Genomic DNA, 23,736 nt, shown 5'->3' with positions numbered 1-23,736 from the left:
ACAGCTGTGCCGGGCAACGCCGGCCTGCGGCAGAGAGAAATGGGGGAGCCGGGGTCCGGGGCTCCCCCTTCTCGGATACTTCCGTATCGCCCTTCAGGCGTTTACAGGAAGCCCAGTTCCTTCATCAGATCGCCGATCTGCTGTTCCTGGGTCTCCAGGAAGCCGACGAACTCCGCATCGGGATTGTAGATGTTGACCCAGCCGTTACGGGCGCGGACGGTCTCCCACTCCGGCGTGTCGTACATCTTCTTCAGCGCATCGACGTAGGCCGCCTTCTTTTCCTCCGAGAGGCCGGGAGCGGCAAAGAAGCCGCGCCAGTTCACGAACTGGGTGCCCGTGGACCCGGCTTCGTCGCAGGTCGGCACGTCGGGGGCCGCGTCCAGGCGGTCCATCGAGGTGACGCAGAGAATCCGCACCTCGCCCTGCTTGGCCAGTTCGATGGCCTCGCCGAAGCCGGTGGAGAGCGCCTTGATCTCACCGGAAAGCAGGCCCGCCATGGCCTTGCCGCCAGCGTCGTAGGGAATGTACTTCACCGCGGTCGGCTCTGCGCCCGTGCCCTTCATGACCAGGGCGGCGACCAGATGGTCCATGCCGCCGGCCACCGAACCGCCGCCGATGGCAACGTTCGTGGGATCGGCGTTGTAGGCCGCAACGAGGCCGGAGAAATCCTGGATCGAAGAGTCCTTGTTCACCACCATGGCAGCGTAGTCGCCGATGGTGGAGGCGATGGGCGTCAGGTCGCGGAAGGACTGCGGGAACACGCCCTGGAGCGAGCGGATGACGATCGGCGTGGAATTCACCATCAGGGTGCCTTCCTGCTTCTCCGCCGTCTCGATCAGGTGGGCGATGGCCTTGCCGCCGCCGCCGCCGGACATGTTCTCATAGGATGCCGATCCGACCAGCCCGGCCTTGGTCAGGGCCTCGCCGGTGCCCCGCGCGGTGCCATCCCAGCCGCCGCCCGCGCCGCCGGGGATCAGGAAGTGCAGCTTGTCGATTTCTTGTGCTTGGGCCGAAGCCAGACCGAGAGACGCGGCCAGAGCAGCGCCAGCCGCCGCCGCAAAGGCGCGGCGGGTCATGGGAAACTTTCGCATTCTTTCCTCCCAATGCATTATTGACGGGTTGATTGCCCGCCTTACCCAAAGGGGACCATAGCGTGGGAACCTGACGCCAACCTGTCGCGATCCTGCCAGGCAAATACGCCTAATCGGCCAGGGGATCGGCTAAGGGGTCGACCGGGGGAGGGGCGCGGCGGCAAAAAGAACGAAGGGGCCCGCTTTTGAGGCTGCTCTTGGTGGAGGATAACGAGGATCTGGGCGACGCCCTGGACCGCCATTTCCGCGGCGGCGGCCATGCCGTCGATTGGGCCCGCAGCGCCCCGGAGGCCGAAGACTACCTGCGCGCCGAAGCCGGCGGCTACGATCTGGTGATCCTGGACATCATGCTGCCCGGCGGCGACGGCCGCGAGATCCTGCAACAGATCCGCGCCCGCGAGGACGACCTGCCGGTGCTGATCCTGACCGCGCGCTCCCAGGTCACCGACCGGGTGCATCTGCTCGATCTCGGGGCCGACGACTACATGACCAAGCCCTTCGATGTGGCGGAACTGGACGCGCGCTGCCGCGCCGTGGTGCGCCGCCGCCACGGGCAGTCCCAGAGCCTGGTTCAGGTCGGCGCCCTGGAACTGGACGCCGCCGCCTCCCGCGTCACCGCCGGCGGCCAGCCGCTGGACCTGCGCAGCCGCGAACTGCGGTTGCTGGAGGTGCTGATCGCCCAGCCCGGCCAGGTTTTCAGCAAGAGCCAGTTGATGGACAAACTCTTCGGTCTGGCCGACGACGCCAGCGAGAACGCGATCGAGGTCTACATCGGCCGCCTGCGCAAGAAGATCCAGGACAGCGGCGTGGTCATCGAAACGGTGCGCGGCCTGGGCTACCGGCTGCGCGAATCAGCCGAAGAGGACAGCGGGAAGACGCAGAGGCAACAGCCGTGACCTCGATCGGCTCGCCTTCCCCCTCAAAGACGGCGTCATCGAAGTTTGGCAGGCCGGGTGCCACCTGGTCGCTGCGCCGCCGCCTGCTGGGCCAGCTCCTCCTGGTCTTCTCCGGCTTGGCTGTCCTGCTTTATCTCTCGGTTCAGGCGGTCGCCGGGCGGGCGGCCGATGCGACACAGGACAACATCCTGGGCGCCTCGGCCATTGCCATCGCCGAACAGGTGCGCCTTGCCGAGGGGGAGATCATCGTCGACCTGCCCTATGCGGCGCTGGAGATGCTGGGCCTGGCGGGCGAAGACCGGGTCTTCTACCGCATCGCCGACGGCCGCGGGCAGGTCATCACCGGCTATGACGATCTTCCCGGCGGCAGCGCTCTGCCGCTCAGCGAAGAGGCGCCGGTCTTTTTCACGCAGCAGTACCGGGGCGATACGGTGCGCGTCGCCACGGCGCGCCGTTCGATCCTCACCGGCAGCGGGCGCGAGACTGTTCTGATCACCGTCGCCCAGACCCGCGAAGCCCACGGCGCGCTGACCACCAGCATCGCCGTCTCCGCCGCCGCGGTGGGCGGCGGCTTCCTGGCGCTTGCGGGCCTTCTCGCCTGGATCGCCATCGCCCGGGCCCTGAAGCCGGTGCAGGAGATCGAACGGGCCATCGCCGCCCGCGCCTCCGACGACTTCTCGCCCCTGGAGACCGCCGCCCCGCGGGAGATCCTGCCGCTGGTGGACGCCATCAACGCCTTCGTCGAACGCCTGCGTTTGACCCTCGACACCAGCCAGCAATTCATCGCCGAGGCCGCCCACCGGATCCGAACGCCGCTTGCCGCCTTGAAGGCCCAGGCCGAGGTCAGCCTGAAGGCGGGCGCCGGGACGGCCAGCGACGAAAGCCTGCGCCGCATGGTCCGCGCCGCGGACGAGACCTCGCAGTTGACCACCCAGTTGCTGACTCAGGCCATGGTGGCCTACCGGGCCGAGCGGGCGCAGCGCCAAAGCCTTTCCCTGGCGGCGCTGGCCCGCACCGCCGCCCGCGACCTGGAGGTGGCTGCCGAGATGCGCGGCATCGATTTCCGCATGGCGCTGGACGAGGACGCCCGGATCGAGGGCGACGAAATCGCCCTGCTGGAGGCAATCCGCAACCTCCTGGACAACGCCATCAAGTACGGGCCGCCGGACGACTTCGTCGCCATCACGGTCACAGCCGGTTCGGCGCCCGAAATCTGCATTGCCGACCACGGGCCGGGCGTGCCGCGCAGGGACCGCGATCTGGTTTTCGAACGCTTCCGCCGCGGCAGCGTCGGGGCGGAGACCCTTGGTTCGGGACTTGGCCTCTCCATCGTCCGCCAGGTGATGCGCGCGCACCGCGGCCGGGTGCGGCTGGAGGAGAACGCACCTCAGGGCCTGAAAGCACGCCTGGTCTTTCCGCCGCCCCGCGCCCGGAACCCTTCCACAGAGGCAAGATCTTGATGCGTTGTGCAGTTCTCATGGCGCTGCTCGCGCTCCTCGCCCTTCCGCAAGCAGCACAGGCGATCGAGATCGAGCAGGTCCGCAACTATCCCGCCCTGCAGGAGGGCACACCGCGCAGCCTGCTGCATGTCGTCGGCACCACCGATGCCGATGCCATGGACGGCCTGGTGCGCGCCTTTCGCGCCCAGCAGCCGGACGTCGCCATCGTTTACCACCAGGCGACCAGCGTCGACGTCTACCGGGCCGTGACCGAGGCCGAGACGGCGGAAGGCGAGCCCTACGACCTCGCCATCTCTTCGGCCATGGACCTGCAGATCAAGCTGGTGAACGACGGCCACGCCCGGCTGCACCGCTCCGCCGCCACCGCCCGGCTGCCGCGCTGGGCGAGCTGGCGCGAGCGCATCTTCGGCTTCACCCGGGAGCCGGCGGTGATCGCCTATAACAGCCGCGCCTTCACCGCCGCCCCGCCGCAGTCGCGCTTCGAACTCCTCAGCCTGCTGCGCAGCGAGGAAGGGCGCTTTGCCGGTCGGATCGCCACCTACGACCCGAAGGTCAGCGGCCTCGGCTACCTCTTCGCCACCCAGGACAGCCTGCAGTCGGAGACCTACTGGCGGCTGATGGAGGTCTTCGGCAACCTCTCCGCCCGACTGTCCTGCTGCTCGGGGGAGATGCTGGACCTGCTGGAGGCGGGCGAGATCACGGTCGCCTACAACGTCCTGGGCTCCTACGCCCAGGCGCGGCGCGACGCCGGGGCGCCGATCGCGATTGTCTATCCGCAGGACTACACCCTCCTGATGGTGCGTACGGCCCTCATTCCCACCACCAGCGACAACCCCGGCGACGCCGGCAGCTTCATCGACTTTCTCGTTTCGCCGGAGGGCCAGCGTGTGATCTCCGGCGAGGTCAGCCTGGCCCCGGCCCTGCCGGAAGGCGACGACGGCGCGCTGATTCCGGTGCGCCTCGGACCCGGCCTGCTGGTCTTCCTCGACGGCATGAAGCGCCGCGCCTTCCTGTCGGAGTGGGAAAGCGCGGTGACGGAGCGGCGCTAGCGGTATTCCGGATTGGGGTAGTCGAAGCGGCAGCCGGCGTCCCAGAGGGAGCGCTGGTTGCCGTGCACGGGGAAGCCGCCGGCGTCCTTCAGCAGGCGCGCCAGGTGCATCACGTTCCAGGTGAGGAAGGTGGTGTTGCGGTTGGTGAAGTCGTTCTCCGGCCCGCCGGAGCCCTCGTCCATGTAGGAGGGACCCGGTCCCGCCTCGCCCAGCCAGGCCGCATCGGCCTGGGGCGGGATGGAATAGCCCAGGTGCTGGAGCGAATAGAGGATGTTCATGGAGCAGTGCTTGGCGCCGTCCTCGTTGCCGGTCACCAGGCAGCCCCCGACCTTGCCGTAGTAGGCATACTGGCCGGCTTCGTTGAGATCGCTGGAAGAGGCATAGAGCCGCTCGATCACCTTGGTGCAGACCGAGGACTTCTCGCCCAGCCAGATCGGCGTCGTGAGCACCAGGATGTCGGCGGCCTCTACCTTGGCATAGATCTCCGGCCAGGCGTCCGTCTCCCAGCCGTGCTCGGTCATGTCCGGATAGACGCCGTAGGCGATGTCGTAGTCGACCGGGCGCAGCACCTCGACGCCGACGCCGCTCTTTTCCATGATTGCGCGGGAGATATCGATCAGGCCCTGGGTGTGGGAGAGGCCCGGGCTGGGCTTCAAGGTGCAGTTCAGGAACAGCGCCTTCAAACCGCTGAAATCCCATGTTTTTTGATCACACCAGCTTTCTTGAAGGTCGTTCAGCATGGTCCGCCGTCCCTTTCCCAGTCGATCTGATTAGTGCGGGGGAGTCCCCGGCTTGATGCACCGGCACTGTTCGCGGTTACAGTAACATCGCAGCCCCGGGCCGGGAACGAAGACCGGCGCGCACGTCGGCCATCGGCGGCCCGAACTAATCAGCCTGGGCTGTTTTCTCCGTCAGCCCTGCGGGCTAGGCTGTCCGGCGGGGTTAGCGAACGAGCCGGAACGGCGGACCGGGGTGGTGTTGCAGAAGGAGCCGGGGGCGTGCAGGCCTCTCAAGGACGAGGAAGACCTCCTGGCGGGCCTGAAGCGCGGGGAGCGCGCTGCGGTTTCCCGTTTCGTCGCCGACAATATCGGCCGCATGCGGGCGGTGGCGGCGCGTTTGGTCAAGGACAAGGATCTGGCCGAGGACTGCGTCCAGGAGGCTTTCATCAAGGCGCTGAAGAACATCGACCGCTTTGAGGGCCGCGCCAAGCTAACGACCTGGCTGCACCGCATCACGGTGAACGAGGCGCTGATGGCCCTGCGCAAGCGCAAACGCCTCGCAGAAGACCCGATCGACCCTTTGCTGCCGGATTTCGACGAGAACGCCTGCCGTCTGGAGACGCCCTGGACGAGGCGCGTCACGGCGGAGGACATTCTCAACCAGGCCGAACAGCGCGCTCTGGTGCTGTCCAAGATCGACGAGCTGCCCGAGAGCTATCGCATCGTCCTCATGCTGCGCGACATCGAAGAGCTCGATACGGCAGAGGTGGCGGAGGCTCTCGGCATTGCGGAGGGCAACGTAAAGGTGCGCCTGCACCGTGCCCGCTCCGCGCTAAAAAAGCTCCTCGAGCCCCTTCTGCGGGGAGAAGCGCCATGACACCCGGCTATGGAAGCAGGACCCTGCGCTTCATGAAGGGGCTCATGCTGCGCAATCTGCCCTTGATGATCACCTGCCGGGAGTTCGAGGAGTTCCTTCTCGACTACCTGGAGGGCAACCTGCCGCGCGGGCAGCGCAGGATCTTCGACCTCCACCTGGCGATTTGCCGCGAGTGCCGCGACTACTTGGCCGCCTATAAGGAAACCATGACGCTTGGCAAGCGGGCCTTCGACGACCCGGCAGCGGCCTTGCCGAAGGACGTGCCGGAGGACCTGATCACGGCGGTTCTGGAGGCGCGGCGCCCGGATTCTGAAAAATAATCGCGCAGCCGGTGTCATCCGACCGACATTAAAGCCAATCCTTCGCCCGGCGGGCCGGAAGCCGTTGTATCGAACGTTCCGGCAGGCTTGAATACCGGGTGTAACCCGGCAAGCGGCCTTGCCATCTGATGTGCCGCCGGCACCGGGAAACCGGAATGCCAGCCGGCACAAGCGATCAGAAGCCCGCACCCCCAAGGCGGGCCGCAACGATGAGGATCATGCCCTTCGGTGCGCCTGCGGAGAGTCCGCGGGAGCGTGACGTTCGACCTGATGCGCCTGTTATGGGAGATCCCGATGACGCCCGATGAGATCCTGGCCCTGCCGTCGATGCCGCCCGGCAATCCGAGCTATCCGACCGGCCCCTATCGCTTTGTCGCGCGCGAGTACTTTGTGATCATCTACGAAAGCGACCCCGAGGCGATCCGCCGGCTGGTGCCGGAGCCGCTGGAGCCGGACGGCTCCGGCCAAGTCTACTACGAGTGGATCAACATGCCCGACAGCTCGGGTTTCGGCTCCTACGTGGAGTCCGGCGTGGTGATCCCCTGCCGCTTTCAGGGCGAGGCAGTCAACTACACCGCCATGATGTTTCTGAACGACGAACCGCCGATCTCGGCCGGCCGCGAGATCTGGGGCTTCCCCAAGCGCTGGGGCGAGCCGCATCTGCGGGTCGAGACCGACACCCTGACCGGCAGCCTGCACTATGCCGGCCAGCTGGTCGCCCTCGGCACCATGGGTTACAAGCACGAGAACCTCATCAAGAATCCGGCCAAGCGCAACGAAGCGCTGAAGAAAACACAGGTGAACCTGAAGCTGCTGCCCTGCGTAACCGGCAAGCCCCTGGTCGCCCAGCTCGTCGCCTACAATCTGGAAGACATCGACGTGAAGTTCCACTACGGCGGGCCGGCGCGCCTGCACCTGGTTCCCCACGTGAATGCTCCGGTCGCCGACCTGCCGGTCCGGAAGATCGTCGGAGGGCGCCACTACAAAGCAGACCTGACGCTGCCCTTCGGCCGCGTTGTCCACGACTACCTCGCCTGAGCGCCGGTCCGGCGCCATGACCTTTCAGGAGTAAGCACCCATGACCCAAGGCAAAAACGCCATCATCACAGGATCCACCAGCGGCATCGGCCTCGGCATCGCCGAGTCCATGGCGGCGGCCGGCATGAACGTCATGCTGAACGGCTTTGGCGACGCCGGTGAGATCGAGGCCCTGCGCAGCCGCCTTGCCGAGAGCCACGGCGTAAAGGTCGCCTACAACGGCGCCGATATGACCAAGCCGGAGGAGATCGAGGCCCTGGTGGCGGAGACCGTCAGCACCTTCGGTCAGGTGGACGTGGTCGTGAACAACGCTGGCATTCAGAACGTCCAGCCCATCGAGGAGTTTCCGACCGCCAAGTGGGACGCCATTCTGGCCATCAACCTGACCAGCGCCTTTCACACCATCCGCCTGACCCTGGGCGACATGAAAGCGCGGGGCTGGGGCCGCGTGATCAACCTCGCCTCGGCTCACGGGCTTGTGGCCTCGCCCTTCAAGTCGGCCTATGTCGCCGCCAAGCACGGCATGCTGGGGCTCACCAAGACCGTGGCCCTGGAGGCCGCCGAACACGGCGTGACCGTGAACGCCATCTGCCCCGGCTACGTGCTGACGCCGCTGGTCGAAAAGCAGATCCCGGACACCGCCAAGGCGCGGGGCATCAGTGAGGAGGCCGTCGTGAAGGATGTCATCCTCGGCGGGCAGCCGACCAAGCAGTTCGTCACCACCGAGCAGTTGGGCGGCCTGGCGGTCTTCCTCTGCACGGACGCCGCCGCGTCGATCACCGGGACCGCCCTGCCGGTGGACGGCGGCTGGACGGCGCAATGAGCGCCGCCGCCGGCAAAGGGCGGCGATCCATCAATCTGGCGCTGCAGGGCGGCGGCGCGCACGGCGCCTTCACCTGGGGCGTTCTGGACCGAGTCCTGGAGGACGACCGTCTGCAGATCGAGGCGATTTCCGGCACCAGCGCCGGCGCCATGAATGCAGCCGTCGTCGCCGACGGCATCATGGCGGGGGGCCCTGAGGGTGCGCGCCGCTGCCTGCGCCACTTCTGGAAGGCGGTCAGCGACGCCGGTCGTTCAAGCCCGATCCAGCGCAACCCTGTCGACGTCTTCATGGGCAACTGGAGCCTCGACACCTCGCCCAGCTACCTTTTCTTCGACCTGCTGGGCCGCCTGGCATCGCCCTATGAACTGAACCCGCTCAACCTCAATCCCCTGCAGGATCTGATCGACGAGACGGTGGACTTCGCGCGGGTGCGCAGCTGCGACCGCATGAAGATCTTCATCTCCGCCACCAACGTGGAGACCGGGCGGGTCAAGGTTTTCGACCGCAAGCAGCTGACCGCGGAAATGGTGATGGCCTCGGCCTGCCTGCCCTTCCTCTTCCAGGCGGTGGAGATCGACGGCGTACCCTATTGGGACGGCGGCTACATGGGCAATCCCGTCCTCTTTCCTTTCTTCAACAACTGCCTTTCCAGCGACGTCGTCATCGTTCAGCTCAACCCGGTCATGCGCAGGGGCGCGCCCCGCTCGGCCCGGGAGATCCTCAACCGCGTGAACGAGATCACTTTCAACTCCAGCCTGCTGCGGGAGTTTCGCGCCATCAACTTCGTCTCGCGTCTGCTGGATGACGGCAAGCTGGACCCGGCGGAGTACAAGCACGTTCTCGTTCATCGCATCGAGGGCGAAGACGAAATCAAACCGCTGGGCGCGTCCAGCAAGCTGAATGCCGAGTGGGTTTTCCTGCAGCATCTTTTCGAGATCGGTTATCGCCGCGCCGATGCCTGGCTGGAGGAGAACTTCGACCATCTCGGCAAGCGTGCTACCGTCGACCTGCCGGCCATGTACCAGGGGGAGAGCTGAGATCGAGGGGCCCGGAAACCGGAGGACACTGCGACGCCGGTGACGCCACGCTGTCTAAGGGGAAACAGCGTGGCGTCCGGCGCCAGAGAGCTCTTGGGAGAGGGGGGCAGCCCTCGGACGCATCCAAACCGGTCCTGCCACCTTACGAACGGTCGTCTTCGTCGTAATCGTCGTCATCGCGCCAGGGGCCGCGCCGGAAGTCGGAGCGGTCGATGACGCCATCCTCGTTGCGGTCCATCCGCCGCATGGCGCTGTCCAAGGGCCTGTTCACCTCGGCCAGGGTGATGCGACCGTCGCCGTCGGCATCGAAGCGCTGAAAGCCGTCGACCATGCGCTCGCGCATGAAGTCGAGCCAGAGGCCTTCGAACTCCGCCAGGCTCAGCGCCTGATCGTTGTCGGTATCGAAGGTCGCGAAACTGTTGTCGCGCACCTGTTCGATCTCGGCGCGGCTGACCGCCCCGTCGTTGTTGCTGTCGAAGTAGTTCAGCATCATGCGCATGCCGCCGCCACGACGGCCGTGACCGCCGAAGCCGTGGCCGCCGCCGTAGGCCTGCTGGCCGAACTGGGCGGGACCGCCGTGGCCACGCCAGCCATCAGAAGCCTTGGCGACGACACCGGCAGCGCCGAGGGCAAGAACGACAGCGCCGGCAACGGCGATCTTGGTAGCCTTTTTCATTGAGAACATCCTCATTTCCGGTCTTTCAGGTTCACTCGGTGATTCAGGATCACTGGACTGCCCACTAGATAGGGCCCGGATGTCGCAGAAGTTCGCCAGGCCGGCGGCCTCTCTGTCGCAAGCGGTGTCAGAAGCGGTCGTTGATACACTTGGTTACACTTTTTCCGGGCCCCCGCCGCCGCGCCGCCCTATAGGTATTCCGGAAGCCGGCACAAGCCTCGCTTCGGAAAGGATTCGATGGAGCCAACGCCGCACATCCTGGTGGTCGACGATCACCGCGACATCCGCGACCTTCTGGGCAAGTACCTGGCCAAGAACGGGCTGCGGGTGAGCCTTGCGGAAAACACAGCCACGGCCCGGCGCCTGATGAAGGCCGCCGCCATCGACCTGGTGGTGCTGGACATCATGATGCCGGGCGAGGACGGGCTGGCACTCTGCCGCGACCTGCGCGCCACCTCGGCCGTGCCGGTGATCCTGGTGACCGCCATGACCGAGGAGATGGACAGAGTGGTGGGCCTCGAGATCGGCGCCGACGACTACGTCACCAAGCCCTTCAATCCGCGAGAGCTGCTGGCGCGCATCAAGGCCGTGCTCCGGCGCAGCAATGCCGTACCCCAGGCGCGCGACCGCCTGCCGCACCACCGCCTGCGCTTCGACCGTTGGATGCTGGACCCGGAACGCCGCGAGTTGCTCGACGAGGATGGCCTTGCCGTCGCGCTCAGCACGGCGGAGTTCAACCTGCTCTCCGCTTTCCTGAAGCGCCCGGGCGTGGTGCTGTCGCGCGAACAGTTGCTCGACCTGACCAGCGGCCGGGCGGCGCAGGTCTTCGACCGCAGCATCGACAACCAGGTCAGCCGTCTGCGCAAGAAAATCGAGGCCGACCCGAAGCACCCGCAACTGATCAAGACGGTCTGGGGCGGGGGCTACCTCTTCGCCGGCACAGTAGGGGAAGATAGCTAGTGCGCGTCGTGCCCCGCAGCCTCGCCGGGCAGCTTATCGCCCTCTTGCTGATCGCCCTCGTTCTGTCGCAGGTGGCGACCCTGCTGATCCTCGCCGACGAGCGGCACTTCGCCCTGCGCGCCGCCAGCCGCGATCAGGTGCTGGCGCGCACCGCCGTGCTCGTGCGGCTGCTGGAGCAGACGCCGCCGCATCTGCACGACGGGCTGCTCGCCGCGGCCTCCTCGCGCCGGCTCTTCTACAGCGTCTCGACCGAAAGTGCCGTGGCGCCGGGCCCCGGCGGCCGGGTGGAGCGGCGCCTTGCCCAGCGCATGGGCGATCTCATCGGCGACGGACGCAGCGCCCGGGTGCGTCTGGTCGCCCGCGAGCCCTGGTCGCTGCGGGACTGGCAGGAACACCGACGCTGGAGCCGCAGCGACGACGGCCAGCGGTATTCGGCTGGCCATGATGAAGGCGACTACGAGGATGATGAGGAAGACGACGGTCATCACCGGCACAAACGGCGCCTCAGCCTGCCCATCAGCTTTCTGGCTTCGGTACCCCTGGCGGACGGGCGCTGGCTGAATGCCGAGACCGCCCTGCCCCAGCCGCCGCGCGGCTGGGCCTGGTTCCCTCTGCTGTCCATGGGGCTTATGGCGCTGGCAATCCTGGCCATCGTCATCCTCTCTCTGCGCCGCATCACGCGGCCGCTGCGTGCACTTTCGGGCGCCGCCGAACGCCTGGGCCGCGGCGAGACCCTGGAACCCTTGGCCGAGACCGGCCCGGAGGACGTGCGCCGCACCACGCGGGCCTTCAATGCGATGCAGGAGCGGCTGACCCGTTTCGTCAGGGACCGCACGCGCATGCTGGCTGCCATCAGCCACGACCTGCGCACGCCCATCACTTCGCTGCGGCTGCGCGCGGAGTTCGTGGAGGACGCGGAGGCCCGGCAGAAGATCCTGGAAACCCTGGAAGAGATGAGCGGCATGATCGAGGCCGTCATCAGCTTCGCCCGCGACGAGGCCACGGCGGAGGTCACACGCCGCGTCGACCTCGTCGCCCTGATCCAGAGCCAGATCGATGACCTGGCCGACCAGGGCGAGAACGTCACGTTCCAGACCGCAGGCATCGACGGCAAGCTCAGCTATGACTGCCGCCCCACCGCCTTGAAGCGCCTGCTCCACAACCTCATCGGCAATGCGCTGCGCTATGCCGGGGCGGCCCGGGTCTCGCTGATCCGCGACGACCAGGCACTGTCCGTCCTGGTTGAGGACGAAGGGCCCGGCATCCCAGCCGAGCAGTTGGAGCAGGTCTTCGATCCCTTCTTCCGGGTCGAGGGCTCGCGCAGCCAGGACACCGGCGGTGTCGGGCTGGGACTTGCCATCGCCCGTTCCATCGCCCACGCTCACGGTGGTGACTTGGTTCTGGAGAATCGGCCGGAAGGCGGCTTGCGCGCGCGCCTGATTCTGCCGGCGGAGCAACCCGCGCCGCCGAGCGGCCCCCGTCGGTAGTCAGGCCGGCCTGTCACAAAACGGCCGCCGATCGGCGTTAGTCTTGCGTCTTTGTCTCTGTTTTCGCCAAAGGGAGTCGTTTCTGTGATGGGTAAGTCTGTTCTCTTGATTGTTGTTGATCAGTGGCGCGGCGATACCCTGGCCCATCTGGGCCATCCCCATGTGAAGATCCCCAACATCAGCCGCCTGGCGGCGCGCGGAGTCACCTTCCGCAATCACTACTGCCAGGGCGTGCCCTGCGGTCCGGCGCGGGCCTCGCTGCTGACCGGCACCTATCTGATGACCCATCGGGTGGTGCGCAACGGCGCGCCACTGGACGCCATGCTCACCACCCTGCCCCGCGAACTGCGCCGGGCCGGCTACGACCCGGCCCTGACCGGCTACACCACGACCACGCCGGACCCGCGCTTCACCGCCGCCAGCGACCCGCGCTACCGGACCAACGGCGACCTGATGGACCACTGGCGCGTTCTGCGCTCGCTGACACCCAACAAGGATCCCTACTTCTCCTGGCTGCGGCAGTTGGGCTATGCGGTTCCCGAGGACCAGGAAGACCTCTGGAGCCCGGAATTGCGCGCCGATTCCCCGCAGGGGCGTCTCGACCTGCCCTCCCTCATCATGAGCGAGCACAGCGATACCGCCTGGATGACCGATGGCGCGCTCGACTATCTGCGCCATGCCCGCGGCCGCCCCTGGTTTCTCCACTATGGCCTCTATCGGCCGCACCCGCCCTTCTGCGCCTCCGAGGAATATCTGAAGCTCTATGACCCCGCGGCGCTGGACGCACCCATCCGCGCCGACGACCGGGCCGCAGAGGCCCAGCAGCATCCCGTCTTGCGCCTGCTGCTGGAGCGCATCGATCAGAAGAAGTTCATGCAGAACAGAGACGGGCCCGCTGCCGATCTGGACGAAGCCGAGATCCGCCAGGTCCGCGCCCACTACTACGGCCTGATCACCGAGGCCGATCACAACATCGGCCGCGTCCTGGACGAACTCGAAGAGAGCGGCGAGATCGACAACACCCTGATCGTCTTCACCTGCGATCACGGCGAGCAGCTCGGCGATCACCACCTGCTCGGCAAGACGGGCTATTTCCGCGAGAGCTATCACATTCCGCTGATCGTCTGCGATCCGGCGGGCGATCCGGCCCAGCGCGGAACAGTGGTCGAAGCCTTCACCGAGTCCGTCGACGTGATGCCGACAATCCTCGAATGGCTGGGCCAGCCCGTCCCGCGGCAATGCGACGGCCGCTCCCTGCTGCCGTTCTGCGCCGGCGAGCAGCCGGGGCGCTGGCGCGACGGCGTGCTCTACGAGTTCGACTTCCGCGACGTGCTGGACCCGAGCGTGGAACAGAGGCTCGGCATCGAGATGGACGCCTGCAATCTGGCGGTCTACCAGACCGAGCGCTGGAAGTACGTCCACTTCGCCGCTCTGCCGCCCCTGCTCTTCGACCTGGAGAACGATCCGCACGAACTCGACAACCTGGCCGACGATCCGGCCTTTGCGGAGTTCGTCGCAGAGATGGCGCAGCGCATGCTGTCCCGCCGCCTGGCCCACGCCAACCGCAGCCTGACCGGCTACTTCGCCGAAGGTGGCCTGCATCACCGGGTTGGCGGCGTCGCGGTTCCGGTCGGTGACCGGGAGCACCTCCCCCGCGCAGCCGAGTAGAAGGCTGCAGAGTAGAAGGCCGCAATCGGGCGGCGGTTCAAGGAAGGCGCAGGCCGGCGGAAAGGATCACCGGGCCGCTCGGCCCCGCGCCGGGCGATCCGCCCAGCGGCTCACGGCTCACGGCCAGGGTGGCGCCGGGCCGCAGGCTTTCCAGAGCCTGATCATCCAGCGCAAGGGCGGCCTCCGCCGCGGGGGGCAGCAAGCCGAGCGAGCGGACACGTCCCTCTGCGGAGATCAGCCAGAGTTCGAGCGACTGGTCCGGCGCCGCCGGCCAGGCGCCGCGCCGCTGCAGGGTGAGCCTGCCCTCCGTCCGCTCAAGCGCCATCTCCCAGGCAAGGCCGCTGTCGGCGGCTTCAAGGCTGGCGACAAGATCCCGGCGCGGCGGCTCGACGGACAGGGGCGTCAGCAGGAAGAGCGCGAGAGCGGCGGCAAGCGCAGTGCCACCCCAGCCGAGGAGGGCGAAGGGGAAAGCACGGCGCGGCACAGGAACGCTCTGGGCTGCGGCCTCGGCAGCAGTCTGCCCGTTTACCTCAGCCTCGATGCCGGCCCAGACAGTGTCCTCCGGCAACTCCGAAGACATCGCTTGCGTCAAGGGAAACAGCCGTTCCGCCCAGAGGTCCACGCGGTCGGCAAAATCGCGGTCCTCTTCGTAACGGCGGGCGGCCGCGCGACGGGCGGCACGGTCGAGACTGCCCAGCACGAACTCGGCCGCCAGCAGATCGGCGCGATCTCGGGATACGCTTACCATAACCTTCTGAATGCCCTTCCTGGTCTCACTTCGCCGGCTGCGCGTCCGTCGACCGCTCCCTTGCTTGAACGCCCTAGCCGGTTTTGCGCAGTTCCCCGCGCACATAGAAAAGACCGCCGTTCTCACTGGAAATCGCCGGATGCGGCATGCCGCCGGAAATCACGTGATAGTCGCCCGCCGTCAGCCGCAGACCGCCGATCTCCACATCGCCTTCCAGCACGATGCACTCCTCGGTCATGCGGTGCGGGTGCGGCGCCAGGACCGCGCCCGGCGCGAAGCGCAGCAGAAAGGCCTCGAAGCCCTCTTCCCGGTTGATGTAGAGCGACTTCTTTTCGATCCCTTCGGCATGCGGCTTCCACTCCCCTTCGGAGGCGCGCACGGACAGGGAAAAGGGTTCGGCGGCTTCCTCCCCGATGGCCGCCTCCCCTATAGCCGCTTCTACGCCGTCCCAGAGCGCAGCCGGCGGTTCCTCCGCAACTTCGGTGTCAGCCAGGGGGGCGAGCCGGCGCTGCCATCGCTCCACCGCGTCCTGCAGGGCAAGGTCCCGGCTCAGGGCCTTGCGGACGCGCCGGCGCTCTTCCGGGTCCAGGGTGCCCAGAACGTATTCCGCCGCCAGCAGATCCCTCTCGTCCTTGCTCGTCGGTCCCGAAGCCATCAATCCAGACAGTCCCGCAGTTGCAACAGACCGCGCCGCACCCAACTCTTCACGGTTCCCAAGGGCACCTGCATGTGCGCCGCAAGCTCTTCATGAGTCATGCCATGATAGTAGGCCAGCAGGATGGCATCACGCTGCTTTTCCGGCAGCTTGGCCAGACACTTCTGCAGGCTCGGATCGACCCGCTCCATCGGGCTCTGGGGCCGCGCGGCAGGGTCCGCCTTGGCTTCGGCCGCCTCGTCCCAGGGTTCGAGGTGCCGGGGCTCGCGGGCCTCGCTGCGCAAGCGGTCGATGGCGCAGTTGCGCGCGACGGTCGCCATCCAGGCCATGGGGCGCCCTTTCTCCGGTCGGTACTGCGCAGCCTTGCGCCAGATCAGCACATAGGCTTCCTGCAGCACCTCGTCCGCAGCCGCGCGCACCGACAGAAGGCGCCGAACGATGGGATAAAGCCGCGGTGCAGACAGCGTGTAGAGCCGCTGGAAGGCAGCCTTGTCGCCCCGCGCCGTCGCCGCCAGCAGGTCTTCGAGCGGATCCAGATCCGCGATGTCAGACAGCCCTTTCATCCCGCGTGCCGGGCTCTCCCCCAGATATGCGATCATTATGCCCCATACCCCGCCTGTCAGTCTCTGGCCATGCGCAACGGATCGCACCGCTAACCGCCGGAGGTAGAGTCGTCCGCCCGGTCGCTACCCGGGCCGCTACCCGGCCTGCTACCCTGGGCCGCGCGCCTCAGGAAGGCGATCAGATCGCGGCGGTCTTCCGGCCCCTCCACCATGAAGTTCATGCGCTGGCCCGGCAGGAAGGCCTCGGGGTCGGCAAGCCAGCGGTCCAGGCTCTCGGCATCCCACACCAGCCTGGATTGTTTCAGCGCCGACGAATAGTCGTAGTCGTCGAGCGATCCGACCTCCCGCCCGAAGACGTCGTCGTGGCGCGGGCCGATGCGGTTGGCCGCCAGCGAGTGGCAGCCGATGCAGCGGCTGTCGTAAAGCAGGGCGCCGCGTTCGGCATCGCCGCCGAGGGCGCCGCCGACCGGTTCCATCCCGCCGAAGCTGGGCCCCGGCAGCAGCGCCAGGACCGACAGACCAAGCGCCATGACGATGGCGAGCTGCGTTTCCGCTTTGAGCATTGTTCCCTCCCACGGGTCGCGCCGCACAGAACCGGTGCCGGCCGTCATGATGGCCGGCACCGCTTCTGCGCAGCCACTGACAGATCAAACGCCGAAGCTGAGCGCTTTCTCGGGCACCGGCTGACCGAGGGCCGAGGCCAGCAACGACCAGTGCATGGTCTCGTCGGCGGCGAGCCGGCCGGAAACCTTGGCCAGGGCGGGGTCGACAAAGGCGGGAATGACACCGAGATAGGCGTTGGCCGCACCGCGCTCCAAACGCGCGGCCAGGGTCAGGACATCGCCCTGGCTCTTCAGACTGCCCGCGTTCAGTGCCTTGGCGTACTCGCCGATGCTCTTCTCTTCCACAGGGGTACCGCCGAGCTTCTTGATGGTCGCCATCAGGGCATCGCGGTGCTCCTTGTGATGGCTCTGGAAGAGCACGGCCACCGGCAGCACGTCCTGGGACAGCAGGCCGCTTTCGGCGCCGAGCTGGTAGGCGTTGATGGCCTCGTGCTCCAGGCCGAGGGCGACGTTCAGGATCGACACGTCCTTCTTCGGGTCGGCCGCGCCCTGGCGGCTGGCGGAACTGGCCATGGTTTCGCAGCCGATCAGCAGCGCGACGGCGGTGGCCGAGAGGCTCGCCTTGCCGGCGCCCTGAAGGAAGCGGCGGCGCGCCGGAACAACTTCCGGCAGGGTTCTGGTATCGATGGATGACATGAAATCTCTCCTAGGCCTTCAATGCAGTTCGGATGAACGGGTGAAGGCGACGACCGGCGGGGCAGACCCAGGCGGTCGGAATGGAACCGGCCCCGCACGATCGCGCCTTCTGATAGCCCTAACGGCCCGCCCGCGCGATCCGGATGCAGGCATGGAGAATAATTTTTAGGGGAAGGCTGTCGGCGGCGCTGTTCCGGGCGCCACGCCGCAGGGGGGAGTCAGCGATGCGCTTCCGGTTCGCAGCCGACAGGTCCGGGCCGCACTCTCACGGGATTCGTTGATCGACCGCCGGACTTTCGCGGTCCAACATCAGGTTCCGGCATCAGGTTCCGGCATCAGGTCCCGGCGGGTTGCGCCCGGGTCTCCACCGGGATGGCGTCCTTGATGATGAGATGACGGTGCGGATAGGGGATCTCGATGCTGTGCTGCTTGAAGGCGTCCCAGACCGCCAGAAGCACCTGGCCCTTGATGTTGGCCACACCGTCCTGAGGATCGGTAATCCAGAAGCGCAGCACGAAGTCCAGCGAGCTGTCGCCAAAGCCGGTCAGATGGCAGACCGGCGGCTGGTCCCGCGACACCCGCGCCGGCGTTGCCGCGGCTTCACGGGCGATGCGGCGTACCTCGTGCGGATCACAGGCGTAAGAAACGCCGAAGGTGATCTCCATGCGCACGAGCTCGTCGGTGAAGGACCAGTTCACCACGTGCTGGGTGATCAGGTCCTCGTTTGGGATCAGATACTCCTTACCGTCGCGGGTGACGACCGAGACGTAACGTGCGCCAAGAGACGGAATCCAGCCGAAGGTCGGACCCAGTTCAATGACATCGCCCGGCTTGATCGACTTGTCGAGCAGCAGGATGACCCCGCTGATCAGGTTGGAAACCACCTTCTGGAGGCCGAAGCCGATGCCGACCCCGACGGCACCGGAGAACAGCGCCAGGGCCGTCAGATCGATCCCCACCGAGTTGAGGGCGATGACGACCGCCAGAGTGATCAGGGTGATCTTCAGCAGTTTGCCGAGCAGAACCTGCACCGAGGGCGTGAGGTCCGAGACACGGTTGATCCGCTTCTCCAGGAAGCGCGACAGCGCAGCGGCGACCCAGAGGAAGACGGCCAGGGTCAGCACGCCTTTGACGATCGTCAGCAGGGACACCCGCAGTTCGCCAAAGGTGATGGCAAGCGAATCCAGCAGGGCGACGGTCGGATCCAGCAGGTCAGTGATGTTGAGGGCGGCGATGGTCCAGGCGCAGACCGCGAGGGTTTTCGCCAGTGCGGGATTGCGCACGAAGGTGGTGAAAAGGCGGATGACAACCCAGGCCGTCAGCAGGCTGGCGACGACACTCAGCAGATAGCTGCGGCTCGGCCAGGTACTTTGCTGCATGATCCCGATGGCCAGCCACAACATCAGCAGGTAGATCAGCGGCGTCAGCACAGCCGGCAGCACCTTGACCTGCGCGGCAAAGCGGGTGGGAACAGCCGCGCGCTCGAGCCACGCTGCCACCGCCGGGCGCAGGCGACGCCCAAGAACGGCGGCGATACCAAACAGGGCCAGGAGAACCACCACCTGGAGCAGCGACCAGAAGTTGGCCACGTTCTGCAGAAACCAGTCCGAAAGGGCCTGAAGTTCGGTGGCAATCCGCCCCGGGTCGAGAAACTGTTCCATTGGCTCCGTCCTTCTCCTGCAACTCCGGCCATCATAACCGGTGCCGGGCCGCACAGGTGCACTCGAAGGCAGTTGCAGATGCCTGCCAGAGTTGGGCCGCAACGGCGAACGCATCGCCGCGATGAGGGGAGATCCTGCCCCTAAGACGGTGCGCGCGATTCCGCCTTCCGCCAGCCGTCAAGCTCCACCAGACCGATCTTCGCAAGAACGCCGAGACACCATCGTGAGGGGGAGGGTCTTCGTAGGGGCGCAGATCTATCCGCTGTGCTCTGCCGGCTGGCTGCAGCCGAGGTTGCGCAGGTGCCCGTCGCTCAAGGCGTAAATCAGCCCATGGACTTCCAACGGCTGGCCACGGCTCCAGGCATCCTTGACCATCGGGGTCTCGGCGACCCGCTTGACCTGATCCATCACGTTCAGTTCGCAGAGCCGCTGCAGCCGCTGTTGGCCGTCGGCGATTTTCTCAAGTTCCTCCGCCGAATGCTCCGCCGTGTCGCGGATCGGCTGCAGCCAGTGGTCGAGCAGACCGTGGCGCCGGCCGTCCAGGGCGGCGCTGACGCCGCCGCAGCCGTAGTGGCCGCAGACGATGATCTGCTGCACCTGCAGGTCCTCAACCGCATACTGGATCACCGAGAGGCCGTTGAGGTCGCCCGGATGCAGGAGGTTGGCCACATTGCGGTGGACGAAGACCTCGCCCGGCTCCAGCCCGGCGATCACATTGGCGGGCACGCGGCTGTCGGAGCAGCCGATCCAGAGATAGCGTGGCCGCTGGATCTCCATCAGACGCCGGAAGTAGTCCGGATCCTGGGCCACCCGCTCGTCTGCCCACTCGAGATTGCGTTTCATCAGCATCTGAACCACGAATACCCCCTCTCTGCCCACGGCGGGCCCCGGCCGCCACACCGCCGGATCCCCCGGTGCCGGTCTCTGGGCCGGTCTCTGGGCCGGAAGCACCAGAGTAATCAGTCCGCGCCCGTCGATCCAGCAGGCTCCAGCCGCCCACAGGGACCCTGGGCACCTGGAACAGTGAACCCTAATAGACCATAAAAATTATTAAAATCAATAGTTTATACATTTTGCTGTGGCCTCGAAGATTTTTATTGAACATCGTTCATTTCAATCCCAAATAAATGAACGATGTTCAATTAGCCGTTTCGGCCCAGGGGGTTTCGGCGGTTCCGGCGAGTGGCCGGCGCCGCGCCATCGCAACAGGGGAACTGTCATGGTCTCGTCGATTCTGCAGAGCCGCAACTTCGTGCCGCTCTTTTGCGTTCAGGCCTTCGGGGCTTTCACCGACAACCTGCTGAAGAGTGCCTTTGCCTTCCTGGTCGCTTTCCAGGGGCTCTCCCTCTTCGGCACGCCGCCGGCCATCTCCCTGATGATCGGCACAGCGGCCTATGTGGTGCCGCTGCTGCTGTTTTCCGGCAGCGCCGGCAGACTGGCCGATGCCTGCGACAAGGCGAAGATCGTGCGGGCCACGCGGCTTGCGGAGATTCCCCTGGCGCTGCTCGCCGGCGCCGCGCTCTTCACCGGCGAGTCGGCCCTGGTGCTGCTGGCCATGTTCGCCTATGCCAGCCAATCGGCCTTCTTCAGCCCGGCAAAGTACGCGATCCTGCCGCAGCACCTGCCCGAGGACCGGCTGATCAAGGCCAACGCGCTGGTCGAGGCCTCGACCTTCGTGGCGATCCTCAGCGGCACGCTCTTCGGCGGGTTCCTGGCCGCCAAGGGCCTGATCGAGGTGGTCGTCGCCTGCCTGCTGGGCATCGCGATCGCCGCCTCCGTCATCGCCCGCTTCGTGCCCAGCGCGCGGCCGGCACCGGACGCCGCGCCCTACCGCTTCGCCCCGCTGCAGAACACCCTGTCTGCGCTCAGCACCGTGCGCGCGCGGCTGACCCTCTTCCGCTCGGCCATCGGCATCTCCTGGTTCTGGGCGGTCGGCCTGATCGTGATTTCGATCTTTCCGGATATCGCCCGCCGCGACCTCAACGTCTCGGCCCACGTCGCCAACACCCTGATCGGCGGTTTCGTGGTCGGCATCGCCGCCGGCGCCGCAGCAGTGACCCGCCTCCTGAAGGGCGAGGTTTCGGCCCGCCACGTTCCGCTCGGCGCCCTGGGCATGGCGCTCTGCCTGATCGACCTCTCCTTTGCGGTGGAGGCCTTCAGCCTGGCCGTAACCGTCCCCGGCGAAGTCGGTTTCGCCGCCTTCTTCTCGTCCTGGGCGGGCCTGCGCATCGCGCTGGACATGGCGGCGCTGGCGGCCTTCGGCGGCGTCTTCACGGTACCGCTTTACACCCTGCTGCAGGCCCGCGCGCGCCAGCAGACCCGCTCCTCCGCCATCGCCGGCAACAACATCCTCAACGGCCTCATCATGGTCGCGCTGCTGGGGCTGACGACCCTGCTGCTGGCGCTGGGGGTGAAGGTGCAGACGCTGTTGCTGCTGCTCGGCATCGCCAATCTCTGCGTCACCCTCTATGTGATCCGCCTGATCCCCGGCGAGGTGATGAAGGCCCTGGGCGCCACCGCCCTGCGCTGGCTTTTCGGTGCGCGGATCGCGGGCCTTGAGCACTACGGCGACGGGCGCAGCCCGGCGGTGGTGATCGCCAACCACACCTCCTACCTCGACGCGATCCTGCTGGCCTGCCTGCTGCCCGGCAAGCCGGCCTTCGCCATCAACGCCTTTGTCGCCAGGCGCTGGTGGGTACGCCCGGCTTTCCTCTTCGCCGACCTGATTCCCGTCGACCCGGCCAGCCCCTTGAGCGTGCGGGCCATGGTGAAGCTGGTACGCGACCAGAAGCGCCGTCTGGTGATCTTCCCGGAAGGCCGCCTGACCGTGACCGGGGCGCTGATGAAGATCTATGACGGGCCGGCGCTGATTGCCGACCGCAGCAACGCGCCCGTCATCCCGCTGCGCATCGACGGCGCCCAGTACACGCTGTTCTCGCGCCTGAAGGGCAAGCTGCGCCGCCGTCTGCTGCCGAAGATCTCGCTCTCGGTGCTGCCGCCGCGCCGCATCGACGTGCCGGAGACCCTGCGCGGGCGCGCGCGCCGCGCCCATGCCGGCACCCAGCTGCACGACATCATGACCGAGATGGTTTTCGAGACCAGCGCCCGCGAGAAGACCCTGCTGCAGAGCCTGATCGAGGCCAAGGACCTGCACGGCAAGCTGGAAGTGCTGGAAGATATCGAGCGCCGGCCGCTCGGCTATCGCCGCATCCTGGCCGGCGCCTTTGCCCTCGGCGCCCGCTTCAAGAAGGCCTTTCGGGAAGAGAAACGCCTGGGCCTGCTGCTGCCCAACGCCAATGCCGCCGTGATCAGCTTCTTCGCCTGTCACGCCAGCGGCAAGACGCCGGCCATGCTGAACTTCACCGCCGGCGCCGCCGGTATGCGTGCCGCCCTGGAAGCGGCACAGATCCGCGCGGTGGTGACATCGCGGCGCTTCATCCAGAAGGCGCGGCTGGAGGGCCTGGCCGAGGAGATCGCCAAGCTTGCCGAGGTCGTCTACCTGGAGGACATCCGTCCGGCCATCGGCCCGCTGGCCCGGATGGCCGCGCTGGCCAAGGCGACCTTCCCGCGTCTGGCCCTGCGTCTGGCCGGCCTGCATCGGGTTCAGGCCGACGACGAGGCGGTGGTGCTGTTCACCTCAGGTTCCGAGGGGCTCCCGAAGGGCGTGGTGCTCAGCCATGCCAATATCCAGGCCAACCGTCATCAGGTCTCGGCCATGGTCGATTTCAGCCGGGAGGACCGGGTGCTGAACGTGCTGCCGATGTTCCATTCCTTCGGCCTCACTGCCGGTACGCTGCTGCCTCTGCTCTCCGGCGTGAAGACCTTCCTCTATCCTTCGCCGCTGCACTACCGCATCGTGCCGGAGGTGGCCTACGACACCAATGCCACCATTCTCTTCGGCACTGACACCTTCCTCAGCGGCTACGCGCGCCTGGCACACGCCTACGACTTCTACAGCCTGCGCCTCGTCTTCGCGGGCGCCGAGCGGCTGCGCCCGGAGACCCGGCGCACCTGGTCGGAGAAGTTCGGCGTCCGCCTGCTGGAGGGCTACGGCGTCACCGAGACGGCGCCGGTCCTGGCCGTCAACACGCCGATGAAGAACCGCGCGGGGGCCGCCGGCCGTTTGCTGCCGGGCATGGACCTGCGCATCGTCCCGGTGCCCGGCATCGAGGAAGGCGGGCGTCTGCAGGTCCGCGGCCCCAACGTCATGCTGGGCTACCTGCGCGCCGAGGCGCCCGGCGTGCTGGAGCCGCCGGCGGACGGCTGGCACGACACCGGCGACATCGTCACCCTGGACGACGACGGCTTCATCACCATCCGCGGCCGCGCCAAGCGCTTCGCCAAGGTGGGCGGCGAGATGGTCTCCCTGGCCGCGGTCGAAGCGCTGGCTGCGGAAGTCTGGCCGGAGGCGCATCTGGTGGCGCTGGCGATCCCGCACCCGCGCAAGGGCGAGCAGGTCGTCCTGCTGGTGGAAAGCGACGGCACCGAGCGCCCGCTCGCGGCCCTCAGCGCCCATGCCAGAGAGAAGGGCTTCGCCGAGATCGCCCTGCCACGCGAGCTGCGTCCGGTCGAAACCATTCCGCTGCTGGGCAGCGGCAAGGTCGACTACGCCGGGGCCCAGAAGCTGCTGGCGCCGGCCATGGCGGCGTGAGGAGACGAGCATGAGGTTGAAGAAGACTGCATCACCCTTCGAGACGTGGCCCGGCGGGCCGCTCCTCAGGGTGAGGAAAGAGATAGAAGGGATTGACC

22 protein-coding genes are annotated in these 23,736 nt (G+C 66.9%); 12 read left to right on the top strand and 10 right to left on the bottom strand.

Going from position 1 to position 23,736, the window contains the following annotated elements; all coding sequences use genetic code 11:
* Positions 1-101: 101 nt before the first annotated feature.
* On the bottom strand, positions 102-1,091 hold the full coding sequence (locus ACO06P_RS18360; RefSeq protein WP_420346671.1) for a tripartite tricarboxylate transporter substrate binding protein: 990 nt from the start codon (positions 1,089-1,091) through the stop codon (positions 102-104).
* A 185-nt stretch (positions 1,092-1,276) separates the two neighbouring features.
* Between ACO06P_RS18360 and ACO06P_RS18355 the strand changes: the two genes are divergently transcribed.
* Genes ACO06P_RS18355 through ACO06P_RS18345 form a run of 3 tightly spaced genes read left to right on the top strand, consistent with a single transcriptional unit; the run spans position 1,277 to position 4,496 of the window.
* On the top strand, positions 1,277-1,987 hold the full coding sequence (locus tag ACO06P_RS18355) for a response regulator transcription factor (protein WP_420346670.1): 711 nt from the start codon (positions 1,277-1,279) through the stop codon (positions 1,985-1,987).
* Complete coding sequence (locus ACO06P_RS18350) at positions 1,984-3,447, top strand: sensor histidine kinase N-terminal domain-containing protein (RefSeq protein ID WP_420346669.1); 1,464 nt, start codon at positions 1,984-1,986, stop codon at positions 3,445-3,447. Before ACO06P_RS18355 ends, ACO06P_RS18350 begins: the two co-directional genes overlap by 4 nt.
* Positions 3,447-4,496 (top strand): ABC transporter substrate-binding protein, encoded by a 1,050-nt coding sequence (locus ACO06P_RS18345; RefSeq protein WP_420346668.1) that lies wholly within the window; start codon positions 3,447-3,449, stop codon positions 4,494-4,496. The genes ACO06P_RS18350 and ACO06P_RS18345 overlap by 1 nt, the downstream gene beginning before the upstream one ends.
* Here the strand turns inward: ACO06P_RS18345 and ACO06P_RS18340 are convergent.
* Positions 4,493-5,179 (bottom strand): flavodoxin family protein, encoded by a 687-nt coding sequence (locus ACO06P_RS18340; RefSeq protein ID WP_420346667.1) that lies wholly within the window; start codon positions 5,177-5,179, stop codon positions 4,493-4,495. The genes ACO06P_RS18345 and ACO06P_RS18340 overlap by 4 nt on opposite strands.
* A gap of 289 nt (positions 5,180-5,468) precedes the next feature.
* Between ACO06P_RS18340 and ACO06P_RS18335 the strand changes: the two genes are divergently transcribed.
* The 5 genes from ACO06P_RS18335 to ACO06P_RS18315 all read left to right on the top strand — a co-directional run bounded on the left by ACO06P_RS18335 (position 5,469) and on the right by ACO06P_RS18315 (position 9,310).
* Positions 5,469-6,092 carry an RNA polymerase sigma factor gene (locus ACO06P_RS18335; RefSeq protein ID WP_420346666.1) on the top strand — a complete coding sequence of 208 codons (624 nt, stop codon included), beginning with the start codon at positions 5,469-5,471 and terminating at the stop codon, positions 6,090-6,092.
* Complete coding sequence (locus ACO06P_RS18330) at positions 6,089-6,412, top strand: anti-sigma factor family protein (RefSeq protein WP_420346665.1); 324 nt, start codon at positions 6,089-6,091, stop codon at positions 6,410-6,412. The genes ACO06P_RS18335 and ACO06P_RS18330 overlap by 4 nt, the downstream gene beginning before the upstream one ends.
* A gap of 294 nt (positions 6,413-6,706) precedes the next feature.
* A complete protein-coding gene (locus ACO06P_RS18325; RefSeq protein ID WP_420346664.1) occupies positions 6,707-7,450 on the top strand; it encodes an acetoacetate decarboxylase in 744 nt (247 codons plus the stop codon).
* Positions 7,451-7,490: 40 nt separating this feature from the next.
* The gene (locus tag ACO06P_RS18320; RefSeq protein ID WP_420346663.1) at positions 7,491-8,273 is read left to right on the top strand and encodes a 3-hydroxybutyrate dehydrogenase; all 783 of its coding nucleotides are present in this window, start codon (positions 7,491-7,493) and stop codon (positions 8,271-8,273) included.
* Positions 8,270-9,310 (top strand): patatin-like phospholipase family protein, encoded by a 1,041-nt coding sequence (locus tag ACO06P_RS18315; protein ID WP_420346662.1) that lies wholly within the window; start codon positions 8,270-8,272, stop codon positions 9,308-9,310. Before ACO06P_RS18320 ends, ACO06P_RS18315 begins: the two co-directional genes overlap by 4 nt.
* Positions 9,311-9,452: 142 nt before the next feature.
* Here ACO06P_RS18315 and ACO06P_RS18310 read toward each other — a convergent pair whose 3' ends face one another.
* On the bottom strand, positions 9,453-9,986 hold the full coding sequence (locus tag ACO06P_RS18310; protein ID WP_420346661.1) for an EF-hand domain-containing protein: 534 nt from the start codon (positions 9,984-9,986) through the stop codon (positions 9,453-9,455).
* Between the two features lie 237 nt (positions 9,987-10,223).
* Between ACO06P_RS18310 and ACO06P_RS18305 the strand changes: the two genes are divergently transcribed.
* From ACO06P_RS18305 to ACO06P_RS18295, 3 genes are all read left to right on the top strand, one after another.
* Positions 10,224-10,946 (top strand): response regulator, encoded by a 723-nt coding sequence (locus tag ACO06P_RS18305; RefSeq protein WP_420346660.1) that lies wholly within the window; start codon positions 10,224-10,226, stop codon positions 10,944-10,946.
* The gene (locus ACO06P_RS18300) at positions 10,946-12,433 is read left to right on the top strand and encodes an ATP-binding protein (RefSeq protein WP_420346659.1); all 1,488 of its coding nucleotides are present in this window, start codon (positions 10,946-10,948) and stop codon (positions 12,431-12,433) included. The genes ACO06P_RS18305 and ACO06P_RS18300 overlap by 1 nt, the downstream gene beginning before the upstream one ends.
* 87 nt (positions 12,434-12,520) lie before the next feature.
* Positions 12,521-14,101: an alkaline phosphatase family protein gene (locus ACO06P_RS18295; protein WP_420346658.1), complete on the top strand. Its 1,581-nt coding sequence runs from the start codon at positions 12,521-12,523 to the stop codon at positions 14,099-14,101.
* Positions 14,102-14,138: 37 nt separating this feature from the next.
* On the opposite strand, the gene ACO06P_RS18290 is transcribed toward ACO06P_RS18295, so the two are convergent.
* From ACO06P_RS18290 to ACO06P_RS18260, 7 genes are all read right to left on the bottom strand, one after another.
* Complete coding sequence (locus ACO06P_RS18290) at positions 14,139-14,849, bottom strand: anti-sigma factor (RefSeq protein WP_420346657.1); 711 nt, start codon at positions 14,847-14,849, stop codon at positions 14,139-14,141.
* A 73-nt stretch (positions 14,850-14,922) separates the two neighbouring features.
* A complete protein-coding gene (locus tag ACO06P_RS18285) occupies positions 14,923-15,504 on the bottom strand; it encodes a cupin domain-containing protein (RefSeq protein ID WP_420346656.1) in 582 nt (193 codons plus the stop codon).
* Positions 15,504-16,067 carry a sigma-70 family RNA polymerase sigma factor gene (locus tag ACO06P_RS18280; RefSeq protein ID WP_420346655.1) on the bottom strand — a complete coding sequence of 188 codons (564 nt, stop codon included), beginning with the start codon at positions 16,065-16,067 and terminating at the stop codon, positions 15,504-15,506. Before ACO06P_RS18280 ends, ACO06P_RS18285 begins: the two co-directional genes overlap by 1 nt.
* An 89-nt stretch (positions 16,068-16,156) precedes the next feature.
* Positions 16,157-16,630 carry a c-type cytochrome gene (locus tag ACO06P_RS18275; protein WP_420346654.1) on the bottom strand — a complete coding sequence of 158 codons (474 nt, stop codon included), beginning with the start codon at positions 16,628-16,630 and terminating at the stop codon, positions 16,157-16,159.
* Positions 16,631-16,714: 84 nt separating this feature from the next.
* Positions 16,715-17,326, bottom strand: coding sequence for a ferritin-like domain-containing protein (locus ACO06P_RS18270; RefSeq protein WP_420346653.1), 612 nt, complete (start codon positions 17,324-17,326; stop codon positions 16,715-16,717).
* A 335-nt stretch (positions 17,327-17,661) separates the two neighbouring features.
* Entirely contained in the window at positions 17,662-18,987 is a 1,326-nt protein-coding gene (locus tag ACO06P_RS18265) for a mechanosensitive ion channel family protein (protein ID WP_420346652.1), read from the bottom strand.
* Positions 18,988-19,242: 255 nt separating this feature from the next.
* On the bottom strand, positions 19,243-19,836 hold the full coding sequence (locus tag ACO06P_RS18260) for a carbonic anhydrase (RefSeq protein WP_420349660.1): 594 nt from the start codon (positions 19,834-19,836) through the stop codon (positions 19,243-19,245).
* 370 nt (positions 19,837-20,206) lie between these two features.
* Between ACO06P_RS18260 and ACO06P_RS18255 the strand changes: the two genes are divergently transcribed.
* On the top strand, positions 20,207-23,638 hold the full coding sequence (locus ACO06P_RS18255) for an acyl-[ACP]--phospholipid O-acyltransferase (RefSeq protein ID WP_420346651.1): 3,432 nt from the start codon (positions 20,207-20,209) through the stop codon (positions 23,636-23,638).
* Positions 23,639-23,736: the final 98 nt, after the last annotated feature.

This window comes from Pelagibius sp. (assembly GCF_965227505.1).
GTDB lineage: Bacteria > Pseudomonadota > Alphaproteobacteria > Kiloniellales > Kiloniellaceae > Pelagibius.
This window is presented reverse-complemented; position numbering and strand designations above follow the sequence as displayed.